Below are 26,160 nucleotides of genomic sequence, written 5' to 3' on the forward strand. Positions count from 1 at the left end.
CGTGAGCATGCACAAGCTCGTGGATATCCAGCCCACGCCAAATGTCCTATTGGCGCTCACTCGCACTCCCATCAATCCGCTCGATGCGCTCTGCGAGCTTGTGGACAACGCCATCGACTCGTTCCGCGCTGCGGACATCCTGGGCAAGCCGTCCACGTTCCGCCACATCTTCTTGGAGGTGCCAGGTGCATCTGAGGTGGCCAGGGGCGAGGGCTACGTGCGAGTGCGTGATTCAGGCCCAGGTCTCACAGAGGAGCAGATTGCGAACGCGCTGAGAGCTGGCTACTCCTCCAAGAACGCGTTCGACACCCTGGGCCTGTTCGGCATGGGGTTCAATATCGCCACAGGAAAGCTGGGGAGAGTCACGAGGCTCACGTCCGCCCGCGTCGAGGATTCTTATGCACTTCAAGTCACCGTAGACCTGCCCAAACTGATTGAGCAGGGGAACTTCGAGGTGCCTGCTGAGGTCATCGACAAGCCTCACGGGCTAGAGCACGGGACGATCGTGGAGGTTCGCGACTGGTGGCCGGAGGGCGACCCGAACAACGCGTTCATCCGCAAGCTCGCAGGGCTGGGAAAGAACGTCATCCGCCAGCAGTTAGCTCGCCGATACGCCACCCTCCTGCGAGGTGAGGGCGGTACCCGTACGAAGATCACGGTCAACGGCGAGTCGTACTCAGCGTTCGAGCACTGCGTGTGGGACGCCAGTCGGTTTGTTGAGCGGACTGGACATGGTCGGATCCCCGCCCGCATTCCGTTCGACAGGGAACTCGCCAAGTCGATTCGCTGCCTTAAAGACGGGACTCTGATGAACGGCCTGCCCTGCGCCAGGTGCGGCGGCACGGAGTCTAGGGAGGTCGCGGAGCGTGTCTGGGGTTGGGTGGGGATCCAGCGATATGACGATCAGAATGAGTACGGCATCGACTTGATCCGCAACGGCCGGGCGATCCGCATCGGTGAGAAGTCCGCGTTCTTCGAGTACATCGACGAGAACACCAAGAGGGCCGAGAAGGAATACCCGATCGACCAGCAGTACGGCCGGATCGTCGGGGAGGTCCACCTCGATCACGTCCCGGTTGACTTCTCCAAGCAGGACTTCCAGCGGACAAGTGACGAGTGGCATACCGCGATGGAGTTCCTGCGGGGTGGCTCCCTGCTGCCAAGCAAGTGGGCCGCGGGCGAAACGAACTCCTCCTACGTGTCGATGCTCTTCCAGGGTTACCGCAAGGTCCGCAACTTCGGCCGGGCCGACATGTACATGGGGCAGTACAACCCGGCAAAGGGGAAGGCCGAGCGCATACCTCGCGAGGTCGAGCGGGAGTATCTCTCGCGGTTCCAGGGAAAGGAGACCGGCTACTACGACGACGCCCGTTGGTGGGAGCTCGTTGAGGGCGCCAATGACAAGCCGATCGACGAGCTGCCCGAGTGCCCTGAGTGCGCTTTCCAGAACGCCCCAAGGGCGGAGATCTGCGAGGCGTGTGACTTCATCCTGGTGGGCAAGGCGTGCCTGAACACCCACTGCGACGCAGAGCTGGCCAAGTCTGCCGTGAGCTGTGACGTCTGCGGCAGCTCCCAGATCCCCGAAGTCATTGTTCCGTGGACTTGCGCCTTCTGCGCCGATACGAACACAGCCGACGACGATGCATGTCTGACCTGCGGGCTGGTTCGCGGCTCAGCCCACCCCGCCAGCGAGGCCGAGCTGCTTGCCGCTTCAGAGGAGTGGAACGACCTTTCGGCAATCGGCCTGGCAATCGGCCTGGCTGACGGCACGACCAGTGCGCCCGTGGATGTCGTTTCCCGGATGATGCAGCGGCCGATTATCCCCGCATACGGCCGAGCGCCGATTCCTGTCCTCAGCCACAAGAAGATCGGCAAGATCACCGTCTTCATCGACCGATCCCACCCTGCCTTCAGCGAACTGGGCATGCGCCCTGAGGACGTGGTGGCTGCCGAAACCGCGCAATTCTTCTACGACAACTACGCGTCTCTAACCGGACAGAACGGGCACTCTCCGGGTGTCCTCATGGCTGAGGTGCTGCGACGCGCCTGGAGCGACCTGGTCGCCGAGACGCCCGAAGGGGTACGTGAGGAGATCAAACAGCTCTTCCGGCTCATCGCTGAGCGGCTCGCCGGCATCCCTGAAGCCGAGGACTTCTACGCCGACCTGGATGAGAAGCAGCAGCGTTCGCTCGCCGAAGGGATGATCTCTTCTGGGATCGACCTGAGCGAACTCGGCCGAATGAAGCAGTCTGGCGAGTATCTCCGCTACTGCGACGCGACCGCGCTGGTGGCATTCTTTCGAAAGCTCCCGCAGTCTTGGTTCAGCGGGAGGGTTTGGCGGGACCCTTGGCCGAGCGACGACCTCGGCCCCATGGTCGCCGCCGGTCTTCAAGAGGAACTCGCCACGAAGTACCTGCGCTGCCTGGAGGACTGTGCCTCTTACTTGCGCTACCAGCGGCCGGAGCCCCTGCTTGTCATCCGGGCGCGCGCTGCGGCGGACTTCCTAGACAGCAAGCTCTGATGGCCCAGCGGATTGTGAGTGACCTGCTGCTCAGCGGCACCGGCTGGCAGGCGTTCGAGCGGATGGTCATGCGACTGGTCATAGCACGCGGGTTCGAACACGTGCGGCTTGCGGGAACTTCCGGTGACGGCGGAGCAGACGTTGTCGCGACCAAAGCCGGGAGACGGTGGCTCTTCCAGGTCAAGCGATGGCGGGCAGCAGTGGGGTCGGACATCGTCGCAGAGACTCTGGCTGCGAGTCAGCGCTACGAGGCCGACGTCCCCGTGATCGTAAGCAGGAGCGGTTTCACACAGGCGGTGCATCAGCAGCAGCGCCAACTGATCGCGCAGGGTATCCCGCTGCAACTGTGGGACAGCAGGAAGCTGTTCAAACAAGCAGAACTCGCAGCAAACGAGTCATTGGCCCAACGCCTGCCGGAGCGATTCGAACTGCGCAGTTATCAGGCCGAGGCCGTCGACCGAATCATGGGCGAGCTTCTTCGTGGTTCCCGCAGCTCTCTGATCGTGCTCGCCACAGGCTTGGGGAAGACCTTCGTAGCGGCCGAGTTTTACCGGCGCTTCGCGCTCACTCGGCCCGGTGCCAAGACGCTCGTACTGGCACACCGCAACGAGCTCGTCTACCAGCTTGAGCGATCGTTCTGGCCGATGCTTCGTTCCTCTCAGTCCACTGGGATTTGGAATGGCCATGAGCGGCCCGATCCGGATGCGCTGAAGGATCTGGATGTCGTATTCGCCTGCGTCGACAGTGTCGCGTCCAGCTTGGCCTCTGGCCGGGAGCTTCCGCACTTCGATCTGGTGGTAGTGGACGAGTGTCACCACCTGGGCACACTGGCGTACAACGCAGTCCTCGACGAACTCTCGGCGGGCGACGGCGGCGCCTTCCTGGTCGGAATGACCGCGACACCTTGGCGCCCTGATGGCAGCGCTCTAGGCAAGTGGTTTGACCACCCCGTGGTGAACATCGATCTCGTTCGTGGCCTCCGTGAGGGATACCTGGCCAATGTCGACTACCGGATGTACACGGACAACATCAATTGGGACGCCCTGCGGCAACTTCAGGGCGAACGGTTCAGTCCGAAGGGCATCAACCGGAGCCTGTTCATCGAGGAGTGGGACGACGCTGTCGTGGAACGCCTCGCGGAGGTATGGCCAGAGCAGGCGAACCCGCGGGCCATCGTCTTCTGCGGCACGATCGATCACGCTGAGAAGATGGCATCTCGGATCAACGCGATGGCGTTCACGCGCGCGGAAGCCATCTACTCACGTTCCGTGACCGGACGAGCCATGAACCCCGTCGCCCGCAACAAGGCCCTCTGGGACTTCGCTGAGGGACGGACCGGCGTCCTCTGTGCGGTCGATGTCCTCAATGAGGGGGTGGACGTCCCTGACGTCAACATCGTCGTGTTCCAGAGAGTCACCCACAGCAGGAGAATCTTCGTCCAGCAGCTTGGTCGCGGCCTGCGCCTCGCCCCAGGTAAGAACCGTGTCGTGGTCCTGGACTTCGTCTCCGACATCCGGCGCTTCGCCGCAGGGCTCGACCTGCAAGACTCGCTCGACACCACTCGGGAGCGGACGACATCCCGAGTCCGCCTTGGCAGTAAGATCACGTTCCTCCACGCCAACGACGAGGACAAGGCGGGTGCACAGTTCCTCCGGGAGTGGCTCGGTGATCTGAAAGCGGTGGAAGAAGCGGGGGAAGATGTGCATATTCTTCGGTATCCGCCCGAATACGTGCCGGACGCTACCAAGCGAAGATAGGAGCCCCCATGCCCAGCGGCGACTCAGTTCTCGAAGAGCAGTGGAAGCGCCTGAGGCCGGACCTCCTGGACGCTTACTCGACTTTGGTAGAGCAGTTGAAGGGTTCCACATCTCACCAAGACTTGCTTGATGCATACCTCGCGGCGAAGCGGTTGTCCGCAGCGGCCTACCAGGCCTTACTTCGGGCTAACATCCCCGATCAGGAAACGGCCTGGCAGACGGTTCGCCACACGTTGGAGTACGAGATGGAACGCGAATACGGCCATCTGCTCCCAGACTGGGCACGGAAGATCCCATACAACTCCCGAACGCACCAGGAGTTGTTCAGCCTTCTCGCCGAGCGCCTCGGTCAGGCCGTGCCTGGCGACTACCTGCGAGTGGTTACGGCAGATGCCGTCCACGCGGAGCGGCGTGTCCGGGAGTTGAGGGAGTTAGGACTTCCAGTGGTCTCTGCCAAGATGGCGGAAACCGATACGTACAGCCTCAGATCCGTGGAGATCGACAAGTCCTACATCCACAGCATTGTCACGAACACCGTAAAGGCGAACAGGAGCATCCCAGAGGCAGAGAAGAAGCATCTGCTGAGCCTGGTCCGCGGCTGAGCCGCCCTCGCGACTGATCGCCGACACGGATCGATCTAAATTGTCAGACCTCCTCGCTAACGTCGCACACATGTTCGGTGTGAGACGACAGCGCAGCAACAACGGCCTCTACCGCAGAGGGCAACGGTTCGTGTTCCCACAGGCGCACAACCTGCCAGCCAGCATCACTGAGGGCCGTGTCAGCGGTACGGTCCCGCTCCACGTTGCGGCGCAACTTCGGTGTCCAGTACCAGTCGTTCGTCGTCGGCGCACGCCCATGCTCCGGGCAGGCATGCCAGAAGCAGCCGTCCACGAAAACGGCAACCTTCTTAGCCGTGAAGACGATGTCTGGGCGGACCTTCACACCGTTCAGATCGAGCCGGAAATCCTTGCGATACCTGAGGCCGAGCCGGTGCAGTGCACTCCGCAGTACTACCTCGGGCTTGGTATCAGCCCGGCGGTTGGCACGCATGTTCCTGGAGCGCCCCTCGTTGAGAGGCGCCGGGTACAGGCCCTTCGCATGGGCCTGCTTGCGCGCTTGATCTCTATCGATCCCCGACACGTCAACAACAGTATCTACCCGGAGGCCTTCCGGATCCGCGAAGATACAGCTGGCACCCGCCCGGCACCAACGAAAGGAACCTCCAGTGACTGAACTTCGGGTCATTGAGATCTGCGCCGGCGCGGGAGGGCAGGCACTGGGCCTCGAACGGGCCGGCTTCGAACACGAGCTGGCCGTCGAACTCGACCCAAACGCTGTTAACACGCTGCGGCACAACCGCCCACAGTGGAAGATCGCTGAGGGGGATGTCGCGGATGTGCACGTGTGGAACCCCGAAGACTATGCCCCGGGCGAGAGTGGGCGTCCTATAGACCTCCTAGCGGGTGGTGTTCCATGTCCCCCGTTCACCATCGCGGGCAAGCAACTCGGGGCCACGGATGAGCGCGATCTGTTCGCCTGGGCAATCGAGCTGGTGTACATCATCAAGCCGCGGGCGCTCATGCTGGAGAACGTGCGCGGGCTGAGCCTGCCGCGCTTCGCCGGCTACCGACAGCACGTCCTCGACCGGCTACGTGAGTTCGGATACGCCGCCGAGTGGCGCCTGCTTCAGGCATCAGACTACGGTGTGCCCCAGCTTCGCCCTCGATTCGTACTCGTAGCTATGGCGCCAGAGGACTTCTCGTACTTCCACTGGCCTGAGCCGATCGGGAAGCCTCCGACCGTGGGTGAAACCCTCTTCCCGCTGATGGCCGCGAACGGCTGGGACGGCGCCGAGGATTGGGCTGAAAAAGCCAACGACATCGCCCCCACAATCGTCGGTGGCTCCAAGAAGCACGGTGGTGCTGACCTTGGGCCGACGCGAGCGAAGCGTGCCTGGGCAGCACTGGGCGTCGACGCCTTTGGGGTTCATGACAGTGCACCTCCCTATCCTCCGACGCGGCCAATGACGGAATTGGGCCCGAAGCTCACCTGTGAAATGGTGGCGAGAATTCAGGGTTGGGACGACGGCGAATTCAGGTGGACTTTTACTGGAAAGAAGACTTCGAACTATCGGCAAATTGGCAATGCCTTCCCTCCGCCAGTAGCCAAGGCACTCGGTACCGCAATCGCCTCCGCCTTGAACCGGACAGCTGAGCAGCGTGAACGCGACCCGGATATCGAACATGACCCCATCTACCGGGTCTTGCGTGCCAAGTCTGACTTCATGACTGCAGCACAGATCGCCCGGGCTATAGAGACTCCGCTGGAGCCGTACGAACTGGAGCGTCGAATCAGCCTGCTCGGCCGCGACTTCCACATTGAAATAAGTAATGGTAAGTCCTCGACCGCATACAGGCTCGGCGAGTTCAAAGCCTTCCGTGGTCAGGACGACCATGTCCGCCACCGGCAATTCCAGCAACTTCGAACGAAGATTAGCTAAATGTCGCAGGCAGGTCTTCTCGCCGGGCAAAGCCTTCTGTTGCGTAACAGTGCTCCGTCGTAGTCTGAGTCACATAACGTCTTGCGGCATGTTGGAGGCTGGGTATGGTCTTTGCCGGATTGGCCCTACCAGTTGTCCCATGAGGGCTGAACACTTCAGATTCCGCGATGGGGGAATCCATATTCAAGATAGGTGGGCGTATAGCTCTTCAGGGAGTTGAGCGCCGCATGAAGCCGACGCCAAACGTATGGTCTGAGCAAGTTCTGGGCGTCAGTTGCGGGATGGAAGCGCGCTTGAAGGATCTCGTCGTCCATCGGCACGATTGAGCGGGACAGGTCTGTGGCGATCGTCCCGCCATCGAAGATGAACATGAGCGAGTCGTCCCATGGCGCATGCGGCGGTACCCAATCCACCACGAGCAGCCGTCCGATCTCCAGGTCCAGGCCGAGCTCTTCCTTGATCTCGCGCCGAGCGGCTGCGGCGGGTGACTCGTTCGCCTCGGCCATGCCTCCAGGCAGGTCCCAGTCCGGCTTGTACTTCGGGTCCACCAGCAGAATCCGGCCGTGCTCGTCGCGGATCAGAACGTCTGCCCCAACGCGCTTGCGGGCCTGCTTCGCATTTCCCTCGGCGAGGTAGGCATTCCACGCCTCGGGGTCACGCTCGTAGAGCGGGGCCTCCGGGTTCACGACGAGAACCTCCCCACTGGTAAAGCCAGCACCGCTCCCGCAGCGCTCCATTCAGCACCTTCAGAGGCTCGGTGAGGGTCTTGTTCCCACGGTACGCCTTCAGGAGTCCCTGAAGACCCGCCAGTTGTCGAGTGACGACCAGCGAGCTCAAGGAGCGCGTGTCGGCGATGACGTCGATGATCAATGCGCATGCCTCGTCGAGCTGCCCCTCGGCAAGCAGCACCCTCGCAAGCACGACTTGTCCGAACGCCCTGCTCCGCGTCCGGTCGGCCGGACGCAGCGCGATGGCGCGGCGAGCCTGTCGCTGTGCTTCACCGAGATGCCCCAGTCTCAGCATGCACCGAGCCGCGTCGAGCGTCAGCGCGCCTTCGTCGAATGGTCCGGTCCACGGCGACGCGGCCTCGCCCATCCTTTGCCCCAGGGCCTTCTCTGCTCGGATCAGCAATCGTGTGCACTCACCGGCCTCGCCCTGGGCCGCGAACCCTCGGGCCGCCATGGTCAGCAGACGTGACTTCATCGCGGGTGCCGCAGTTCGGGTATCGACCAGCATGGTGGTCCCGCGCTGCGCGAGCTGGACGGCATCGTCAGGGCATCCAAGATGCCGGGCAAGATAGCTCATGCTGCCCAGGATGTGAGCTTCAAGCTCTCGATCTCCGCCGACGCCCGCGAGGTCGAGCGCCCGAGCGAAGTGGCGGTGGGCGGCGTCGTCCTGGCCGGCGTCGTGTGCCATCCAGCCGGCCATCTCGGTGAACGCGGCGGCGGCCACGAACGCTGTCGCCCCGTCCGAGCCGCCGAACAGCCTGGGCGCGACGTCCTGTTCCAGGTATCCCATGACGGTGGCGTACAGATGGCCTCCGCCGACGCGCCGATCGGCGCCACGGAAGGAGGACATCGCGTCCAGATCGTGATGGGCGGCCGACTGGGGGCGAGGTGCGGGAACCTCGATGGGGTCGGAGAACAGGCTGGCCTCGGCGACTTCGAGAGCCCGGCAGAACAGCAGCCGGTATCGCTCGCTCAGGACGGAGATCTTCCCCGACTCCCACCGGCGGATGGACCGAACGAGCGACTCGTGATCAGGTAGGTCGCGGCCATCGTCTCCAGCAGCTGTGCGAAGCCTTCGGGCCATCGTGTGCACGTCCCAGAGTCGCGCCTTGCGCACGGCTCGGATCCGTGCCGCCCATTGGGGTGACTCCACGGCATGCACCTCCGTGTTCATCCGAACGCTCTTCGTATTCGTCGGCGCTTCTCATTGTCAGTGACCGTGCGCCGGTACGCAGGCCCTCTCCTGGGATTGGCCTGCCTTTCGGCATCTGGATCCCTCCAGAGGGACCCCGTGAATGCGACACGCGAGGGGGCGTGTCCGTGCCTGTCCTGCCATGTCACCGTGACCGCAATCTCGGCCGACCTTCTACTTGCAGTTGACGGAAATCGGCGAATGCTCGGAGGACAGCATGGGGACTTTCGGTGAGTTCCACGGTGTTCACTTCGCTCCGCCGCAGCCAGGGCACGTCGAGGTCGACTGGGGTGTGCCGGTGTCGCGGTGCAACAGGGTCAGGGTTCGGGAGCACACATGCGAGTGCGACTCCGTACTGTTCGAGCTGTGCCAGGCGGGTGGTCAGCTCTTCATACGGCGCACGCTGCGGGACTCCGGAGGGGTCACGGTCCACGAGTCCGGCTGGCTGGTCAGCGCCGCGGCGATGGAGCTGTGGCGGCGTCTCCTCCGTGGCGAGGCCCGATGATCTGTGAGAGCCGTCGCTTACGGCACGGCCGGTCAGGACGGTGGGGACGACAGGCGGGAGATCAGTGGGCTGGGCGATCTGGCCGAGGGCGGAGTCTGAACATCACTGAGCTGTGCACTTGTCGACGCTTTCGACATCGCACGGCCGATCGTCTGAAGTAGCCCGGTCGAGATGATCGTCAAGCTGTATGCCGTGGGCTGCAGGTCTTGGATCACGGCGCTGGGGTGAGGAGGAGCGGCTTGAGTTGCCTGGCGAACTCGATGGCGTCCGCCTGATGATCACGGCCCGGGGCGCCCTGGTTGATTCTGATGGAGAGCATCTTGGAGCCGTCCTGGTGCCATGCGAGCACGTAGGCCCCTACGGTCTTCCCGTCCTTGTCTCTTACTAGCTAGATGCCCGTGCGCGGCGGTCCCCTCCCCAAGCGACCAGCCACAGCACTTCTACACCAGTAACCACACCGTCGCGAAACGTAGACCGCTCCGTGGATCCGCGAGCCTGACCGGCAGACCACCCCGACACCCGTCCGGCACGGCTCCAGTCGCCCGTCGTCGGACTGCTACCTTCCGATCAGGGCCTCCCCTTCACCATCTCCGGATCCACTCACATAAAGTACGGGTCCGCCCGTCGCTGTTCTCGGCATCACGTGGCCAGAGAACCGGACAAAATATCCACAACGCCGAAGCCCTGCAGCGGTGGTGGCGCATCTTGGCGGAGGAGGTGACCTCCGAGCGAGCGCCCGAATCGACCGGCATTCTCAAAGAACGCGGTCGGTTCGGGTTGCCAGGCTCAACGAAGAAAAGCAACCGAGGATGAATGGTCTTCGGTTTCCCCTTCGAACAGCGCTCGCGGCTGCGGTAGTTCTGGTTCTGCTGCTCGCAGATGCACGCCGTCAAAGGCGACTCTACGAGCAGTCAGCCCTTGATCGCCGCGGTGAGCTGGTCGATGAACTTCTGCTCAGCCCCGGAGATCCCCTTGGCGCCTTCGGACACCTTGACGGCGATCTCGATCAGCCACTGTCCATAGGCGTGCACGTCTTCCTCGGTTACCTTGGAGCGAAGCAGGGCGATGGCCCCCGGAACCTTGTCGAGCGCGTCCGCGATGGCCTCCTCCGGCGTCGAACCGGCCGCCTCACCCACCGGGTCGCGGGACACAAGCGTCCTGATCAGCTCGCTGCTGTGCTGCTTGGAGTCCTCTAATGCCTTGCCGCCCGCATAGATCTCCTTGGCGAACCCGATGATGCCATCGCTCTCGGCCTGCAGCGCCGCCCACATCACCTGCCTCGGTGCATGCAGCAGCTGATTCACCTCATCCTCGGAAAATGCCGACAAGGCAGTCACAGCTCTCCTTTCTCCCTACAGAACTGCGATTGATGATGATCGCACAGAGAACTTACAGAGGAGGTCAGATCGCTCAAATGTGCAAAGGTGACGGCCTGCCGCCACCCGGGGGCGAGCGTCACCGCGCCGTCGAACAGCATGCCGCCCGGGCCGTCGACCCGTAGCACGGTCCCGCCGGGCAACTCCACCCGCCAGCCCGCCGCGACGTCGAGGGCACTGTCGAGCGCGGCAACCCGGTGGAGCCCGTGCTTGATCCCCCAGGACACCACGGCGTCGACCCGCTCGCCGCCCGCCGGGGTGGACACGTTCACCGAGATCTCGACGAGCAACACGGGGTGCCGTCAACCAACGCGCCATCAGCCGCCAAGTAGGCGCTGACCTGGGGAATCAGCCGCCAGTCTCCAGCTCGGCTCGCACTGCCGGCTGTTCGACGGCAGGGCGGCCCGTGGCGAGTTCGGGCACATACTTGTAGATCGTGGAGCGGCTGACGTTCAGCAGCCGGGCAATTGAGGACACGGTGGCATCGGGCTGGGTGAGCAAGGCACGGGCGTGCCGGACCTGCTCGGGGGTCATCGCGGGTGGGCGGCCGAGTCGCACGCCGCGAGCCTTGGCGGCGGCCAGGCCCTCGTAGGTGCCCTCGACGATCAGCTCGCGGATGAACTCGGCCAGGGCGGCGAAGACGTGGAAGACGAGGCGGCCGCCGGGGGTGGTGGTGTCGAGGGCTTCCTACAGGGACCGGAAGCCAACGCCGCGGCGGCGCAGCTCGGCGACGATCGTGACGAGGTCAGCCAGGGAGCGGGCGAGCCGGTCGAGCGAGGGGACGACGAGGGTGTCGCCGGGCCGTAGGTAGTCCAGGGCCTTGGTGAGCTCTTCGCGGTCGGTGTTCTTGCCGCTCAGCTTGTCGGCGAAGATGCGGATGCAGCCGGCGGCTTCGAGCGCGCGGGTCTGTCGGTCGAGGCGCTGATCGCGGGTGGAGACCCGGGCGTAGCCGACGAGCGCTCCGGTGAGGACTGTGGGTTCGGCGCCAAGGAGGTCGTCGGCGGCCAGTTTGTCGGTCTTGGGGCGGCTCGGGACGTTCTTGACATGTCTGGCGTTGAACAGTTCGCAGTCGAACCCTTCGGCCTCCAGCAGGTAGTAGACCGGCTTCCATTACGTGGAAGTGGACTCCATCGCTACCTTGCGCACCTGCTGGCAGCGCAGCCAGTCGGACAGTTCCATCAGCGATGAAGTCAGTGTGCTGAATTCGCGCACTTCCTGCACTCGCCTGCCGGGCTTGACCTCGTGCGGGACGCGCGCGCAGGCCACTACCGTGGTCTTGCCGATGTCGATCGCGCAGATCCGCTCGACCAGGTCCACCGGCTCCTCGCTGACCTCTTCCATGACCACCGCCTGTGTCGCTCGGTATATCTGAACAGCTGCTCGCGGGAGCTGTGGGGCGGAACAGAATCGGACTCTCGTGCTCGAAGCACAATGCGGGGCCCCTGGCCAGCTCCCAGCGTCAGACTTTTACGCGGCCTCAACCAGGCACCAAAGAGAACCCGACGTCGGCGAGCAGCTACTCAATTTTCACGTCCCGCCGGGCGTCACAACAGGGCACAGAAGACTTTTACACCGCATCTCGGACGCGACCGAGCTGGAAGAGTGAAGGGCCAAGCCTCATGGCTTCAAGCAGGGCCACCGGGTGACGGGCGAATAACGACACCGTCCCATCGACCACCGCCCGCTCAGTCCGGCACTGCCGACCGAGCGCACCAGGCATGACCCTGGGCTGACTTCAGCGAGAACGGACAACTACCGTGGCCTCATCCCATTGAAGAGGGCGTCGAGAACCCGGTCGACATAGTCGCGGGTCAGTGGTTCCTGAGTGATCAGGAACTGGAAGTACAGCGGACCGGACAGGATCGCCATCGCCAGGTCCAGATCGAAGTCGGGCGACAGCTGGCCCTGGTCGCGGGCCGCCTTGAGCCGGGCGACGGTCCTTTCCGCCTGCGGGGTGATGAAGCGCTCGTTGAGCTCGGCGGCGACCTGGGGATCGTGCTGGGCCTCCCTAACCAGGGCCTGGTACAGGGGGCCCAAGGGCGGTGTGCTCAGCAGGTCGACGGCCGCGTGGATCTGCTTGCGTAGGTCGGCGACGATATCGCCGGTGTCGGGGTAGTCCAAGCTGGGCTCGTTCAACGACAGCAGCGAGTCGAGGAACAGGGCTCCCTTGGACGGCCAACGGCGGTAGATCGTGTGCTTGCCGGCGCCGGCGCGGGCCGCGACCGCTTCGATGCTGAGTTTGGCGTAGCCGATCTCCTGGCCCAGCTCCAGCGTGGTCCGCATGATGGCCTCGGTTCTGTCGGCGGCACGCCGGCTGCGCTTGTCGGTCATGTCACCCACGATAGCGGTACGGCACGTGCCGTATTGACAATTCGGATTCTGTGTTGCCATGCTCAACTTTCGATACGGCACGTGCCGTACAGACATGAGGGGTGTCCCGTGAGATCGCCAACCACAGTGCCGGGGCTTCGGCTCGACGGCCTGGTCAAGACGCTCGGCGGCAACCGCGTCGTCGATCACATCGAGCTTGAGGTGCCGAGCGGATCGTTCTTCGGCCTGGTCGGGCCCAACGGAGCGGGCAAGACCACCACGCTGTCGATGGCGGTAGGTCTGCTGCGTCCGGATGCCGGCCGGGCCGAGATCTTCGGCATCGACGTGTGGACAGACCCCGTCCGCGCCAAGACGCTGATCGGCGTGCTGCCCGACGGGCTGGCCATGCCCGAGCGGCTAACCGGGCGCGAGCTGCTGCGCTTCACCGGTCTGCTGCGCGGCATGGACCGCGCCGACGTCGAGGATCGCGCCGGGCAACTGCTGGAGACCCTGGGCCTGCAGGCAGCCGAGCGCACCCTGGTAATGGAGTACTCCACAGGCATGCGCAAGAAGATCGGCCTGGCCTCCGCCTTGCTGCACGCCCCCAAGCTGCTGGTGCTGGATGAGCCGCTGGAAGCGGTCGACCCTGTCTCCGCGGCGACCATTAGGGAGATCTTGAAATGGTTCGTCGGCGGCGGCGGGACCGTGGTGTTGTCCAGTCATGTGATGGCGCTGGTGGAAGACCTGTGTGACCACGTAGCCGTGATCAATTCCGGCCGGGTCGCGGCTGCCGGGTCCTTGACGGGGGTCCGCGCCGGACTGAGCCTGGAGCAACGGTTCGTGAGCCTGGTCGGTGGCCCGCTGCCTCAGGTGGAGGAGCTGGCATGGTTGGCATCCTGATCCGGATGAAGCTGGCCGTCCAGCGCAACTCCATGACCAGCCAACGCGCCGCCCAGATGATCGTCGGTGGTCTGGTCGGCCTGGCTCTCGCGGCCGCCGTACTCCTACTCGCCAGCCGCGACTACCCGCTCGCGTCGCTGCGCTTCGACCTGCTCGGCGCCGCGCTGGCCGTCTGGACGGCAGGATGGCTGCTGGGGCCGGCCCTGTTCGGCGGCGGGGATGAGACCCTGCGCCCCGAGCACTTCGCCCACTACGGGCTGACCCCGCGCGCGCTGACGGCCGGCCTGACCGCGGCAGCCTTCGTCGGTGTCACCCCGGTGGTGACTCTGGTGGCCTTCACCGGGCTCGTGGTCGGGGCTGTCTCCGCCGGACTCGGCCCGGGCGCGATCATCGTCGGTGTGCTCTCAGTCCCGCTTCAGCTAATCTTCAGCGTGCTGGCCTCCCGGCTGGTCACCGCCGTCTTCGGCCAGGTCATGCGCTCGCGGCTAGGTGCCGCACTGGCGGCGTTCATCAGCGCGGCCACCCTGGCCGCCCTCCATTCGGGCTGGGTGCTGTCGCCCCTGGTGAGCGCGACCCTGAACACGGGATTCCCCAGCGGGCTGGCCACGGGGATGCGCATCCTGCCGTCAGGATGGGGTCTGGCCGCCGTCGAGGCAGCCGGGCGCGCTGAGTGGCCCGTCGCGCTCGCCGCTCTGGCCGCTCTGGCGCTGCTCGGGACCGGGTGCCTGTACGGCTGGGCCGTCCTGATGCGGCGACGGCTGACCACCCGCCGCGCACATGGACGCCCCGCCAAGGTCGCCGCCGATCGGTGGGCGCGTGGCCCGGTCACCGCGGTCGCCGCCAGGGAACTGCGCACCTACACTCGCGACCTGCACCGCTTCCACCTGGTCTGCTTCGCAATGGGCTATGCGCTGGTGTTCTGCATGCTGCCGCTGGCCGTCGGCGCATCGCTCTTCCTGCCATGGACCGGGCTGTTGTTCGCACTGTGGATGTCCGCGATCTGCGCCAACCTCTACAGCGACGATGGCACCGAACTGTGGGGCAAGATCATGATTTCCGGCGCGATCGGGCACGACGTGCGCGGCCGCCAGGTCGGCTGGCTCCTGGTCACCGCGCCGCCCACCGTGATCCTCACGATCGGCCTGGTCTTCGTCTCCGGCCAGTACGAGCAGTGGCCATGGCTGGCCGCGCTCGTCCCCGCAGTGCTGGGCGGCGGCGCGGGCGTAAGCGTGCTGGTGTCAGTGCTGCGCCCTGTCCCGCTGGCCGACCCACATCGCAGGAGCGGCAACCTGCTGGACAACGGCACCGACTTCACCCAGGTCCTGCTGATGCTGGTCCTGACCGCAGCCACCGCCACTCCGGCCTTCTTCGCCGTACGGCTCGGCCCCACCTGGGCGGGGCCGGTGGCAGGCGTGATCAGTGGCACGGCGCTGGCGTGGCTGCTGGGCCGAATCGCCATCGCCAGACTCCACAGCACCGCCCCCGAACTCCTCCACTACTTCCGCTCCGGCGCCCGGCCCGCACACAGGAACCTGCAGCCCGTCCCCGCTAGGCACCACAACCACGACGTCGGCCTGCCCAGGCCCGACTTGGGCCTGCAACGGCTCGGTCTTGACCTTGCCCCCACCGGACGACGGGCCTACGTCGTCGCCAGCTTGACCCTGTGCTGGGTGCCACTAGTCGCCCAAGGGGTCGTCCCCGCGATCATGCTCGCCACAGGAGAGGCCAATCGCTCATGGTTCCTGGCATTGCACCTGCCGGAAGGTCTGCGCTGGGCGACGATCATCGCCATGATCGGCATAGGGCTCGTCCTGCTGACCACCGGCCTGGCGACGGGCCTCTACTATCTGGTCAAATCACGCCGCGTCGGCGTCTAGCTAGAAGGCCAGGTCAATCGCTCGGTACCGGACAGGGAGGCGAGCGTGGGATGCCGGGGTCAGTCCTCGGACAGGTCCATGAGCTGCTCGATCTTTCGCTGGGCGACCAGGTCGAGGCTCCGGTCGAGGTCGTCGCCGTAGGTACGCAGGGCCACCTCAAGGTGAGCGGCCATGGCGTCGCTCGCGGCCTCCGGGTCGCGGGCCTTGATCGCGTCGAGGATCTCCTGGTGGTACGGCACGCCCTCGCGGGAGACCGAAGGGTCGCCCAGGCTGCGGAGCATGAGCTCGAAGGTGAGCGTGGCGATCGAGCCGAACATGGCCTCGATCACCGGGTTGCGCGACGCCGCCGCGACGGCGGCGTGGAAGGCGACGTCGGCTCGGGCTCGGGAGACCAGGTCGCGAGCCTCATCGAAGCGCAGCAGCATCTCCTCGATGACACGCAGGTCCTCGGGGGTCGCGTGCTGGGCGGCGAGTGCGGCGGTCTCGCGCTCAAGCATCATCCGGGCGCTGATCACGTCACGTGAGGTCGGCTTGCGCTGCCGGTAAAGCGCGTCGAGCGGGCGGACCGCGTCGGTGATCCGCACGTCGCGGACGAAGCTGCCCCGGCCCGGGACGACCTCGATGATGCCCTGCTGCTCCAGCCCCCGGAGCACCTCCCTGATCATCGGGCGGCTCACGCCGAACCGCTGGGAGAGCACCCGTTCCGACTCCAGCTTCGATCCGGCCGGGTGCTGCCCGGACAGGAGTTCCAGCTCGAGCCGTCTGGCCACGGCCTCCTTGGTTGGGGGGCGCCTGTCGCGCGCGGAGGCGTCTTCGCTTGCCATCATCCCTGCCACGCTACCTTCAAGATCGAGGACCGACACCCTCCGGTGAAATCCGATCATTCCTGGTTGAACAGTGAACAGCCACCGTCGGCCAGCAGCGTTGTGCCGGTGATGTAGTCGGAGTCCGGCGAACACAGGAACGCCGCCGCCTTGGCCACCTGCTGCGCGGTCTGCGGCGCCCCAAGGGGGATCGCCGTGCTCGCCCGCGCGGCGTAGGCCGGCTCGTTCTCGAACTGCCACTTGGCCAGGCCCGCAGCTACGATCCCGGGTGCGAGGGCGTTGACCAGGATGCCGTGCGGTGCCAGCTCCTTGGCCATCGAACGGGCCAGCATCGCCACCCCCGCCTTGGACGCGCTGTAGGCCGCGATCTCCGGCCATGGAACCGTGCCCACCCAGGATCCCGTCAGGACGATGCGGCCCCCGCCGCCTTGGGTGACCATGCGCCGGGCGGCGGCTTGGGCGGTGTGGAAGGTGCCGGTGAGGTTGATGTCCAGGTGGCGCTCCCACTGCTCGGCGGTGATCTCCAGGAAGGGGGCGGATTCGACGATCCCCGCGTTGGCGATCGCGATGTCCAGCTTGCCGAGTCGCTCCAGCGCCGTGTCCAGAGCCGGCCGGTCCCGTACGTCGGCTCGCACGTAGCCCACCTCGCCGTACGCGGAGGCCGTGGTGATCCACTCCTGCGCCTCGTCCGGGGACTTGACGTCGAGCAGCGTGACATGGGCGCCCCGGCGGGTCAGCTCGGCGGCCATGGCGGCGCCGATGTCGCCAGCACCGCCTGTGACCAGTGCGTTTCTTCCCCCCAGGTCCGGCATGGAGACCCCCCTCAGATGTGGTTAGGCCGGTAAGACCAGTGACACCTTACTGCGTGGGCCTCGCCGCCGCGACCCGATCGGCCGTTGCCGATTCGAGATGCGCGAAAGGGTTGACGAATCGCCCTTCGAGAGACAAATCTCGCATGGCATAACCGGTCTTACCAGTCAAGCCAACCCGCGGGTTCGGAAGGGAGAGAGCATGCCACTGTTCGAGGCCGTTGGCGTACGCAAACGCTTCGGCGGGGTCGAGGCCCTGCGCGGCGTCGACTTCAGCGTCGAACCCGGCGAGGTGGTCGGCCTCATGGGCGACAACGGCGCCGGTAAGTCGACGCTGATGAAGGTGATCTGCGGTGCGTACCGGCCCGACGAGGGAGAGATCCGGATGGCCGGCCGTCCGCAGGTCTTCCGCAGCCCCCGTGACGCCGCGGCCTGCGGCATCGCGGTCGTCTACCAGAACCTCGGCCTGGTCGACCAGCGTAGCGTCGCCGCCAACGTCTTCCTCGGGCAGGAGCCGCGCAGGTTCGGCCTGGTCGACACCCGCAGGATGCGGACCGAGGCGCGAGAGGTGCTCACCACCCTGCGCATCCGCATCCCGTCGGTACGGATGCCCGTGGCCGGGCTGTCCGGAGGGCAGCGCCAGTGCATCGCCATCGCCAGAGCCGTGCACCAGGGCGGTGAGCTCGTACTGCTGGACGAGCCGACCGCGGCGCTCGGACCCGAGCAGCAGCAGAACGTGCTCTCGCTCATCCGTGACCTGCGGGAACGGGGCAAGGCCGTCGTCGTCGTCTCGCACAACGTCGACCACGTCCTGGAGGTCGCCGACCGGGTCGTGGTGATGCGCGGCGGCCTGGTGTCGGGCATACGCGATGTCGCGACCACCACGGCGGCCGAGGTTGTCGGACTCATCCTCGGCAACGCGCCCGCGGCTGCTCACGACGGCGCCCCTCACACCTCCGGAGAACTCGCATGACCATCCAGCAGCAGATCGCGAACGCCTACCGGGTGGACGACTCCGGGGGAAGCCTGGTCCGCAGGCTGCTCGGCGCCAGGGAGTTCGGCGTGCTGGCCGCCACCGTGGTGATCTTCCTGGTCTGCGCCGTGGGAGCCGAGGGCTTCCTCGCCGCCGACAACCTGCTGTCCGTCGCCCAGCAGATCGCCATCCTCGGCATCGTCGCCACCGGCATGACCTTCCTGATCGTCGTCGGCGAGATTGACCTGTCGGTGGGGTCGCTGCACGGATTCCTCGCGGTGGAGCTGGCCTGGCTGGTGACGAAGGTGGGCGTGCCCGTCGGGGCCGCGGCCCCGCTGGCCATCCTCACCGGTGTGGCGATCGGTGTGATCAACGGTCTGATCACCACCCGGTTCAAGATTCCCTCGTTCGTGGTCACCCTGGCCGCGCTGGCGGCACTGCGCGGCGCCGCGCTGCTGCTGTCCGACGGCGTGCCGATCCGCGGCTCGCGCAACGAGGCGTTCACCGATCTGTTCGCGGGCAGCCCGCTGCCCAACCTCGCCGCGCAGACGCTGTGGATGGCCGCCGTGGTCGCCATCGGAGCCTTCGTCATGGCCAGGACCAAGTTCGGCTACGACGTCTACAGCGTGGGCGGCAACCCGTCCGCCGCCGCCGGGGCGGGCATCGCCAGCGACCGCGTCAAGGTCATGTGCTTCGCCCTCACCGGAGGGTTGGCCGGCCTGGCCTCGGTCATCCTGGTCGGCTGGCTGGGCAGCGCCAACCCCCTCACCGGCAACGGCTTCGAGCTCGGCGTCATCGCCGCGGTCGTCGTGGGCGGCGCCGGTCTGGCCGGCGGTACGGGCAGCGTCCTCGGCACCTTCCTCGGCGCGGTGATCACCGGTGTGATCACCAACGCGCTCGTCCTCTTCGGCGTGGACGGCAACTGGCAGCAGGTCGCCACCGGCCTGCTGATCCTGGGGGCCGTCATGCTCAACCACCTCGTCGCCAGGCGTTCGGCACACGGCCTGAACGCCTGACCCCCCATCCAAACAGGAGAGAACATGGCAACGAACAGCCCGATGTCGCGCAGGGGCATGCTGCTCACCGGCTCCCTGGCCACCGCCGGCGTCCTGGCTGCCGGGTGCAGCAGCGAGAAGGAGCCGTCCGCCGCCGCCTCGTCCGGTGGCCGCGCCGCCGACGGTCCGCAGAAGGGCAAGAAGGTGATCTTCGTCGTGCACGACAAGAACCCCTTCTTCGCCCCGGTGCAGCGCGGCTTCGAGGACTTCGGCGCGATCATGGGGTGGCAGACCCAGTTCATCGGCCCGCCCGCGCAGGACGCCCAGAAGACCGTCGAGCTCCAGGCGAGTGCGCTGAGCGCCAAGCCCGACGGTGTGATCTTCACCCGGATCGACGAGACCTCCTTCGACGCCAACATCAAGCAGGCGACCTCCTCCGGAGTGAAGGTGATCTTGTCCAACGTGGCCAGCGACGGCTACGAGAAGCTCGGCGTCGGCTTCGTCGGCCAGAACTTCGTCAACGCGGGCGACGCATGCGGCCGTGAGATCGCCAGGAGCGCCAAGGAGCGCACCGGCAAGTCCGACGGCGTCATCGTGTGTGGCAACTTCGGGCCCGGCAGCACCGCCCTCGAGCAGCGTATCCAGGGGATCAAGCAGGGGGTCGAGGCGTACAACAAGGAGAACGGCACCTCCTTCACCACCGAGGTCCTCATCACCAGCACCGATGAGTCCAAGGCCGTCGCCGCCATCGACGCCAAGTACGCCTCGAAGAAGGACAAGATCGTCGGCTGGGCGATGGCGGCCTTCGACCACCAGTACGTGTCCACCTGGGCGAAGAGCAAGAACCTCGTTGGCAAGTTCGCCGTCGGAGGCTTCGACCTGATCCAGCCGGTCCTGGACGGCATCAAGGACAAGTCGATCGACTTCTCCCTGGGGCAGAACCCGTACGCGCAGGGCTGGATCGCCGCGGCCCTGCTCGCCGAGGAGTTCGACCCCGGCTACCCGGCCAGGACGTACGACACCGGCGCGGAGGTCGTCAACGCCGCCAACATCGACGCGGTCGCCGCGCGTGAGGCCCGCTTCGCCTGACCCATACGCCCGCGCGTCCCGTGTCCCCCGCAGTTCAGCAACTTTCGGAAGATCTGGATGAAGATCACTGCTCTTGAGACAATCCGTCCGGCCATCCAGCCCAACCTGCTGTTCGTCCGCCTGCACACCGATGCGGGACTGGTCGGCCTGGGCGAGGCGTTCTTCGGCGCCCGTACGGTGGAGGCCTACCTGCACGAAAGCGCCGCTCCCGTCCTGCTCGGGATGACCGATCCCACGCCGGAGCGGGCCGCGCGAGCGCTGGCCACCTACGTCGGATTTCAGGGAGCGGGGGCCGAGACGCGCGGCAACGGTGCGATCGACATCGCCCTGTGGGATCTGCTGGGGCACGCCTCGGGGCTGCCGCTGGTCAACCTGCTCGGCGGAGCCGTACGTGACGCGATCGGCATCTACAACACGTGCGCCGGACCCGGTTACGTCGGCTCGTCCACCCGGCAGGAGTCCAGCAACTGGGGGGTGAGCACCGCCGAGCGCTACGAGGACCTGCACGCCTTCCTCAACGAGCCCGCGCGGCTGGCCCGCGAGTTGTGGGACGAGGGCATCCGAGGCATGAAGATCTGGCCCTTCGACACCGCCGCCGAGCGGTCCGGCGGCACCGACATCTCCCGGGCCGAGCTGGACCAGGCTCTCTCGACGGTCGCCGCGGTCCGCGACGAGGTCGGCCTGGACATGAAACTGATGATCGAGCTGCACGGCCTGTGGAACAGGCCCGCCGCCGAAAAGATCATCTCGGCGCTCGCGCCGTACCGGCCGTACTGGGTGGAGGACCCGCTGCGCTCGGACGCGGCCGACGCGTTCGGCAAACTGGCCAGGGTCGACGGCGTGCCGATCGCCACGGGAGAGACCTGCGTGGGACGGCGCGGCTTCAAGCCGCTGCTCGACTCCGGCGGCGTCGACATCCTGACCCTGGACGTCCAGTGGACCGGCGGGCTGACCGAGGCGCGCAAGGTCGCCTCGCTGGCCGACGCCTACGGCGTGCCCGTCGCCCCGCACGACTGCACAGGCCCGGCCACCCTGGCGAGCTGCGTGCACTTCGCGTGCAGCCAGCCGAACGGGCTCATCCAGGAGACGGTCAGGGCGTTCCTGCGTACCTGGTACGACGAGCTGGTCACCGGCCTGCCGGAGATCCAGGACGGGCAGGTGCGGCCGGGCAGGGCTCCCGGACACGGGGTCACCCTGCGCGACGGGGTCGCCGAGCGGGACGACGTGGAACGGCGGGTGTCCCGGCTGTGAGAGCGGCCCGCTGGCACGCGCGCCGGGACGTGCGCGTGGAGGAGGTGCCCGACCCCGTTCCGGCGGCCGGGGAGGTGCTGGTCCGCGTCGAGCTGTGCGGAATCTGCGGCACCGACGTGGAGGAGTACCGGGAGGGGCCGCTCGCCATCGACGTGGACAGGCCCCACCCGCTGACCGGCACCCGGGCGCCGTTGGCACTCGGACACGAGGTGGTCGGCGTCGTCGCCGGGCACGGTCCGGGAACCGACGCGAGCCGGCTGCCCGTCGGCACCCGGGTCATCCCCGACGTCGTGCTCGGCTGCGGCACGTGTTGGTGGTGCCGCAGGCACCAGGAGGGGGTCTGCGCGCGGCAGGCGGTACGCGGCCTCAACCTCGATGGAGGGCTGGCCGAGTACATGGTCGCCGACGCGGCCACCTGCGTTCCCGTCCCCGACCACGTTCCGCCGCGGATGGCGGTGCTCGCCGAGCCCGCCGCCGTCGCAGTACGCGCGCTGCGCAAGGCCGGTGACGTGACCGGCGGCACCGCGCTGGTGCTCGGCGCGGGCGCCATCGGACTGCTGCTGACCAGGGTGGCGGTGGCCGCCGGGATCCAGGTCGTGACGAGCGAGACCGCCGATTTCCGCCGGGCGGCGGCTCGCCACGCCGGAGCGGTGGCGGTCCGGCCGGAGGAGACGGCCGGCGCGATCGACCGTCTGACCGAGGGCAGGGGGGCGGATGTGGTGTTCGAGTGCACCGGCCTGCCCGCCCTGCTGCCGGAAGCGATCCGGCACTGCCGCGCCCGCGGCACCGTGGTGATCGTCGGTTTCTCCGGCCGGGACGCCGCGGTGCCGCTCGCCGACGTGGTGCTCAAGGAGAAGCGCCTGGTCGGTACGGCAGCGCACCTTTGGGACGAGGATGTCACCGCCGGAGTACGGCTGCTTGCGTCCGGGGTGATCGACCCGGCCCTCGTACCGGTGCGCGTGGCGTCGCTGGACGAGGTGCCCGCGCTGCTCGCCGTACCCGATCAGGGTGTCGTAAAGGTCGCGATCGATCCGCGCGGCCAGGAGGAGGTCTGATGGTCAGCGAACTCGACGGCGAACTCGTGTTGCGGAGCAATGCGGACGTGGGGGAGGGGCCGGCCTGGGATGCGGCTCGACGGCGGCTCGTCTGGGTGGACGTCACCGGATGCGCGGTCCACACGTTCGACCCCGTCGGCGGCGTGGACCAGGTCGTGGACGTGGGCATGCATGTCGGCGCGGCGGTGCCCGCGGGCGACGACGGCCTGATTCTCGCGGTACGCGACGGGCTGGCGCTGCTGTCACCCGCCGGCGACGTCCGCATGGTCGCCGAGGTGGAGGCCGACCGTCCGGGCAACCGGATGAACGACGCCAAATGCGACCCGTCCGGGCGGCTCTGGGCGGGCACCATGCCGTACGAGGCCGAACCTGGCGCCGCCGCCCTCTACCGCTACGACGGCCGGAGCGTTGTGCGCGTCCTGACCGGGGTCACGCTGTCCAACGGTCTGGGGTGGAGCCCCGACGGGACCGTGATGTACCACATCGACAGCGGAACCCAGCGGGTCGACGCCTACGACTTCGACCCCGCGACGGGCGAGTTGGGTTCGCGCCGCGTGGTCGTGACCGTCGACCCCGCCGAGGGGATGCCGGACGGCATGACGGTCGACGACGACGGCTGCCTGTGGGTGGCGCTGTGGGGCGGCGGAACGGTCCGCCGCTACACCCCCGGCGGCGTCCTGGACCGGATCGTCCGCCTCCCTGTCACCCAGGTGACCAGCTGCGCGTTCGGCGGCCCCGGCGGTGACGTGCTGTACGTGACCTCCGCCGCCTACCGGCTCACCCCCGGTGAGCTGGCCGCCCAGCCGCTGGCCGGGTCGATCTTCGCAGTCGACCCCGGAACCACCGGCCGTCCCGCCACACCCTTCTATGGAGCTGACCGATGACACATATCGTGCGCTACGCAAGAGACGGCGAGATCCGGGCGGGGGTGCGAGCGGACGACGGCCTGGTCCATCCGCTGCCTCTGCCGCTGGCCGAGCTGTTGCGCCTGAGCCTGTCCGGCCTGCGTGAACTCGTCGAGCGGGTTATGAACGAACCCCCGGACGGCCCGGCCGAGCCGCTCGCGCCGGTCGAGGGCCGGATGGAGGTGTGGGCCGCCGGCGTCACCTACCGTCGCTCCCGCCAGGCGCGGATGGCCGAGAGCACCGCCGCCGCGGACGTCTACGAGCGGGTGTACGACGCGCCACGGCCCGAGCTGTTCTTCAAGTCCGCCGCCTGGCGGGTCGTCGGCGACGGCGGCACGGTCGCGGTGCGGGCCGACTCCACGGTCGACGTGCCCGAGCCCGAGCTGGCCCTGGTGCTCAACACGCACGGCGAGATCGTCGGGTACACGGTGTGCGACGACATGAGCTCACGCACCATCGAGGGCGAGAACCCGCTGTACCTTCCCCAGGCCAAGATCTATCTCGGCGGCTGCGCGGTCGGCCCGGCCATCCGCCCGGTATGGGAGGTCGCCGACCCCTACGCGCTGCCGATCCGCATGACGATCCGTCGCGATGGCGCCGTCGCCTGGTCCGGTGAGGCCGAGACCTCGCAGCTGAACCGGCGGCTGGATGACCTGGCCGGATATCTGTTCGCCGCCGACGTCTTCCCGGACGGCGCCGTGCTGGCGACCGGCACCTGCCTGGTGCCGAACCTTCCCTTCACGCTCGCCGGAGGAGACGTCGTAGAGATCGAGATCGGTGAGATCGGAACCCTGACCAACAGCGTGGTCCGCGGCTTGGCGCCCATGCTGGAGTCGCTGGAAGGAACGCTGCGATGAACCACGCCGCCCCAGAGGTCGTCTCCGTCGACCCACGCACCGGTGAGGCCGTCGAGGTGGTCGGCGCCGAGTCCACGCCGGCCGAGGTGGCGGCGTGCTGCGCGGCCGCCGACTCAGCCGTACCGGCGCTGGCCGCTCTGGGCGTCGCGGGCCGGGCGGCGCTGTTGCGCGACATGGCCGCCGAGTTGGAGAAGGACGGCGAGACGATCCTGGCGCTCGCCGACCGGGAGAGCGCGCTGGGACTGCCACGGCTCACCGGGGAGCTCGCCCGCACCTGTGCCCAGCTCAGGTTCCTCGCCGACGTCGTCACCGAAGGAAGCCACCTCGGGGTCGTGATCGACCATCCCGACCCGGCTGCCGTACCGCCGCGCCCGGACCTGCGGCGGATGACGGTCCCGCGCGGCCCGATCGCCGTTTTCGGCGCCAGCAACTTCCCGCTCGCCTTCAGTGTTCCGGGCGGCGACACCGCCTCCGCGCTGGCGGCCGGCTGCCCCGTCGTGGTGAAGGCCCACCCGGCCCACCCGGCGACCTCGCTGGCGACCTACGGCGCGCTGCGCAGGGCCGCCGTCCGCGCCGAGGTTCCCGACGCGGTGAGCCTGGTGCACGGGCAGGCCGCCGGAGTGGCGCTGGTCACCGACCAGCACATCGCGGCCGTCGCCTTCACCGGCTCGGTGCGCGGCGGGCGGGCGCTGTTCGACCTGGCCGTCGCCCGCCCGGAGCCCATCCCGTTCTTCGGAGAGCTCGGCAGCGTCAATCCGCTGGTCGTCACCCCGGCCGCGGCCGCGGAACGCGGTGCGTCGATCGCCGAAGGGCTGCTGGGCTCCTTCACACTCGGGATGGGCCAGTTCTGCACCAAACCGGGACTCGCGTTCGTTCCCGCCGGCGAGCACGGGACGGCGCTGCAGGAGGCGCTCGCCGCACGCGGCGCCGACGCGCCGGCCGGCACGCTGCTCACCAGGAACATCCTGGCGGCGTACGCCGAAGGCGTGCGGGAACTCGCCGCGCAGCCGGGCGTACGGGTCCTGGCCGGAGCCGAGCCGCGGGACCTCGCCGGCAGGGCGACACCCACCGTACTGAGGGTGCCTGGCGCGATGTTCAGCGAGGCGCTGACCGAGGAGTGCTTCGGCCCGGTGACCGTGCTGGTGGAGTACGCCACGGAAGAGGAACTCCTCGCCCTGCTCGACCGTCTCCCCGGAAGCCTCACCGCGACGCTGCACATGGGAGAGGGGGAGGAGGATCTCCCGCGTCGTGTGATCGACGTCGTCACCCGGCGCACCGGGCGGGTGGTGTGCGACGGTTATCCGACCGGGGTCGCAGTGAGCTGGGCGATGAACCATTCGGGACCGTACCCGGCGGCGACCGACTCCGCGCACACCTCGGTCGGCGCCGCCGCCGTACAGCGGTTCCTGCGCCCGATCGCCTACCAGGACACCCCGCAGCGGCTGCTCCCGCCCGAGTTGCGCGACGACAACCCCCTCGGCGTTCCCCGCCGCGTGGACGGAGTCCTCGCCGGGACGGCGATCTCGCCTACCGGCTGAGCCGCGTTAGGCTCCGGCCTACGGCTATCTCGCGGACGCCGTCCGCACCTGCGGGGCGGACGGCGTCGTGGCACGTGCTTGACGCGCCGTACCAAATGAACCTCCGAGCAGAGGAAGGCGGCATCCAGGTCGATGAGCGTCCTGTCGAGGTCGAAGAGGCTAAGGGCGAGCGAACCATGCGGTTCCAGCCAGCGT

At 67.2% G+C, this 26,160-nt stretch carries 25 protein-coding genes and 1 pseudogene; 15 read left to right on the plus strand and 11 right to left on the minus strand.

Going from position 1 to position 26,160, the window contains the following annotated elements:
- The first annotated feature begins 7 nt into the window (after positions 1-7).
- The 3 genes from ABZ297_RS05025 to ABZ297_RS05035 are packed head-to-tail and all read left to right on the plus strand — an operon-like array spanning position 8 to position 4,880.
- Positions 8-2,521 carry an ATP-binding protein gene (locus ABZ297_RS05025; RefSeq protein ID WP_355339840.1) on the plus strand — a complete coding sequence of 838 codons (2,514 nt, stop codon included), beginning with the start codon at positions 8-10 and terminating at the stop codon, positions 2,519-2,521.
- A complete protein-coding gene (locus ABZ297_RS05030; protein WP_355339555.1) occupies positions 2,521-4,278 on the plus strand; it encodes a DEAD/DEAH box helicase family protein in 1,758 nt (585 codons plus the stop codon). Before ABZ297_RS05025 ends, ABZ297_RS05030 begins: the two co-directional genes overlap by 1 nt.
- Before the next feature lie 8 nt (positions 4,279-4,286).
- A complete protein-coding gene (locus ABZ297_RS05035) occupies positions 4,287-4,880 on the plus strand; it encodes a hypothetical protein (protein WP_355339558.1) in 594 nt (197 codons plus the stop codon).
- A gap of 43 nt (positions 4,881-4,923) precedes the next feature.
- On the opposite strand, the gene ABZ297_RS05040 is transcribed toward ABZ297_RS05035, so the two are convergent.
- Complete coding sequence (locus ABZ297_RS05040) at positions 4,924-5,421, minus strand: very short patch repair endonuclease (protein WP_355339561.1); 498 nt, start codon at positions 5,419-5,421, stop codon at positions 4,924-4,926.
- A gap of 85 nt (positions 5,422-5,506) precedes the next feature.
- On the opposite strand from ABZ297_RS05040, the gene ABZ297_RS05045 reads away from it, so the two are divergent.
- Positions 5,507-6,781, plus strand: coding sequence for a DNA cytosine methyltransferase (locus tag ABZ297_RS05045; protein ID WP_355339564.1), 1,275 nt, complete (start codon positions 5,507-5,509; stop codon positions 6,779-6,781).
- Between the two features lie 155 nt (positions 6,782-6,936).
- Here ABZ297_RS05045 and ABZ297_RS05050 read toward each other — a convergent pair whose 3' ends face one another.
- Entirely contained in the window at positions 6,937-7,467 is a 531-nt protein-coding gene (locus tag ABZ297_RS05050; protein WP_355339567.1) for an NUDIX hydrolase, read from the minus strand.
- The gene (locus tag ABZ297_RS05055) at positions 7,436-8,683 is read right to left on the minus strand and encodes a hypothetical protein (RefSeq protein ID WP_355339570.1); all 1,248 of its coding nucleotides are present in this window, start codon (positions 8,681-8,683) and stop codon (positions 7,436-7,438) included. Before ABZ297_RS05055 ends, ABZ297_RS05050 begins: the two co-directional genes overlap by 32 nt.
- Before the next feature lie 235 nt (positions 8,684-8,918).
- Here ABZ297_RS05055 and ABZ297_RS05060 point away from each other — a divergent pair, with 235 nt between their 5' ends.
- Positions 8,919-9,206 carry a hypothetical protein gene (locus tag ABZ297_RS05060; RefSeq protein WP_355339573.1) on the plus strand — a complete coding sequence of 96 codons (288 nt, stop codon included), beginning with the start codon at positions 8,919-8,921 and terminating at the stop codon, positions 9,204-9,206.
- A 211-nt stretch (positions 9,207-9,417) separates the two neighbouring features.
- Here the strand turns inward: ABZ297_RS05060 and ABZ297_RS05065 are convergent, their stop codons facing one another.
- The 6 genes and pseudogenes from ABZ297_RS05065 to ABZ297_RS05090 form a co-directional block, all read right to left on the minus strand.
- Positions 9,418-9,555, minus strand: coding sequence for a hypothetical protein (locus tag ABZ297_RS05065; RefSeq protein ID WP_355339576.1), 138 nt, complete (start codon positions 9,553-9,555; stop codon positions 9,418-9,420).
- 562 nt (positions 9,556-10,117) lie between these two features.
- Positions 10,118-10,543, minus strand: a complete 426-nt coding sequence (locus ABZ297_RS05070; protein WP_355339579.1) for a hypothetical protein — start codon at positions 10,541-10,543, stop codon at positions 10,118-10,120.
- Positions 10,540-10,872: a hypothetical protein gene (locus ABZ297_RS05075; protein ID WP_355339582.1), complete on the minus strand. Its 333-nt coding sequence runs from the start codon at positions 10,870-10,872 to the stop codon at positions 10,540-10,542. The genes ABZ297_RS05070 and ABZ297_RS05075 overlap by 4 nt, the downstream gene beginning before the upstream one ends.
- A gap of 58 nt (positions 10,873-10,930) precedes the next feature.
- A pseudogene (locus ABZ297_RS05080) lies at positions 10,931-11,590 on the minus strand (recombinase family protein).
- 102 nt (positions 11,591-11,692) lie between these two features.
- Positions 11,693-11,923 (minus strand): hypothetical protein, encoded by a 231-nt coding sequence (locus ABZ297_RS05085; RefSeq protein ID WP_355339585.1) that lies wholly within the window; start codon positions 11,921-11,923, stop codon positions 11,693-11,695.
- A 411-nt stretch (positions 11,924-12,334) separates the two neighbouring features.
- A complete protein-coding gene (locus ABZ297_RS05090) occupies positions 12,335-12,913 on the minus strand; it encodes a TetR/AcrR family transcriptional regulator (protein WP_355339588.1) in 579 nt (192 codons plus the stop codon).
- A 126-nt stretch (positions 12,914-13,039) separates the two neighbouring features.
- On the opposite strand from ABZ297_RS05090, the gene ABZ297_RS05095 reads away from it, so the two are divergent.
- Positions 13,040-13,792 (plus strand): ABC transporter ATP-binding protein, encoded by a 753-nt coding sequence (locus tag ABZ297_RS05095; RefSeq protein ID WP_355339591.1) that lies wholly within the window; start codon positions 13,040-13,042, stop codon positions 13,790-13,792.
- Positions 13,777-15,669, plus strand: a complete 1,893-nt coding sequence (locus ABZ297_RS05100; RefSeq protein WP_355339594.1) for a hypothetical protein — start codon at positions 13,777-13,779, stop codon at positions 15,667-15,669. Before ABZ297_RS05095 ends, ABZ297_RS05100 begins: the two co-directional genes overlap by 16 nt.
- A gap of 59 nt (positions 15,670-15,728) precedes the next feature.
- Here ABZ297_RS05100 and ABZ297_RS05105 read toward each other — a convergent pair whose 3' ends face one another.
- Both ABZ297_RS05105 and ABZ297_RS05110 read right to left on the minus strand, forming a co-directional pair.
- A complete protein-coding gene (locus ABZ297_RS05105; RefSeq protein ID WP_355339597.1) occupies positions 15,729-16,496 on the minus strand; it encodes an FCD domain-containing protein in 768 nt (255 codons plus the stop codon).
- 53 nt (positions 16,497-16,549) lie between these two features.
- The gene (locus tag ABZ297_RS05110; RefSeq protein ID WP_355339600.1) at positions 16,550-17,305 is read right to left on the minus strand and encodes an SDR family oxidoreductase; all 756 of its coding nucleotides are present in this window, start codon (positions 17,303-17,305) and stop codon (positions 16,550-16,552) included.
- Positions 17,306-17,504: 199 nt separating this feature from the next.
- Here ABZ297_RS05110 and ABZ297_RS05115 point away from each other — a divergent pair, with 199 nt between their 5' ends.
- From ABZ297_RS05115 to ABZ297_RS05150, 8 genes are read left to right on the plus strand one after another with little or no spacing between them, the layout of a single operon-like run.
- Positions 17,505-18,275: an ATP-binding cassette domain-containing protein gene (locus ABZ297_RS05115; protein ID WP_355339603.1), complete on the plus strand. Its 771-nt coding sequence runs from the start codon at positions 17,505-17,507 to the stop codon at positions 18,273-18,275.
- Positions 18,272-19,291, plus strand: coding sequence for an ABC transporter permease (locus tag ABZ297_RS05120; RefSeq protein WP_355339607.1), 1,020 nt, complete (start codon positions 18,272-18,274; stop codon positions 19,289-19,291). Before ABZ297_RS05115 ends, ABZ297_RS05120 begins: the two co-directional genes overlap by 4 nt.
- Positions 19,292-19,315: 24 nt before the next feature.
- A complete protein-coding gene (locus ABZ297_RS05125) occupies positions 19,316-20,359 on the plus strand; it encodes a substrate-binding domain-containing protein (protein ID WP_355339610.1) in 1,044 nt (347 codons plus the stop codon).
- 57 nt (positions 20,360-20,416) lie between these two features.
- The gene (locus tag ABZ297_RS05130) at positions 20,417-21,610 is read left to right on the plus strand and encodes a mandelate racemase/muconate lactonizing enzyme family protein (protein WP_355339613.1); all 1,194 of its coding nucleotides are present in this window, start codon (positions 20,417-20,419) and stop codon (positions 21,608-21,610) included.
- A complete protein-coding gene (locus ABZ297_RS05135) occupies positions 21,607-22,665 on the plus strand; it encodes an alcohol dehydrogenase catalytic domain-containing protein (protein WP_355339616.1) in 1,059 nt (352 codons plus the stop codon). Before ABZ297_RS05130 ends, ABZ297_RS05135 begins: the two co-directional genes overlap by 4 nt.
- On the plus strand, positions 22,665-23,549 hold the full coding sequence (locus ABZ297_RS05140; RefSeq protein ID WP_355339619.1) for an SMP-30/gluconolactonase/LRE family protein: 885 nt from the start codon (positions 22,665-22,667) through the stop codon (positions 23,547-23,549). The genes ABZ297_RS05135 and ABZ297_RS05140 overlap by 1 nt, the downstream gene beginning before the upstream one ends.
- On the plus strand, positions 23,546-24,427 hold the full coding sequence (locus tag ABZ297_RS05145; RefSeq protein ID WP_355339622.1) for a fumarylacetoacetate hydrolase family protein: 882 nt from the start codon (positions 23,546-23,548) through the stop codon (positions 24,425-24,427). The genes ABZ297_RS05140 and ABZ297_RS05145 overlap by 4 nt, the downstream gene beginning before the upstream one ends.
- Entirely contained in the window at positions 24,424-25,965 is a 1,542-nt protein-coding gene (locus ABZ297_RS05150) for an aldehyde dehydrogenase (NADP(+)) (protein WP_355339625.1), read from the plus strand. The genes ABZ297_RS05145 and ABZ297_RS05150 overlap by 4 nt, the downstream gene beginning before the upstream one ends.
- Positions 25,966-26,160: the final 195 nt, after the last annotated feature.

Source organism: Nonomuraea sp. NPDC005983 (genome assembly GCF_040614375.1).
GTDB lineage: Bacteria > Actinomycetota > Actinomycetes > Streptosporangiales > Streptosporangiaceae > Nonomuraea.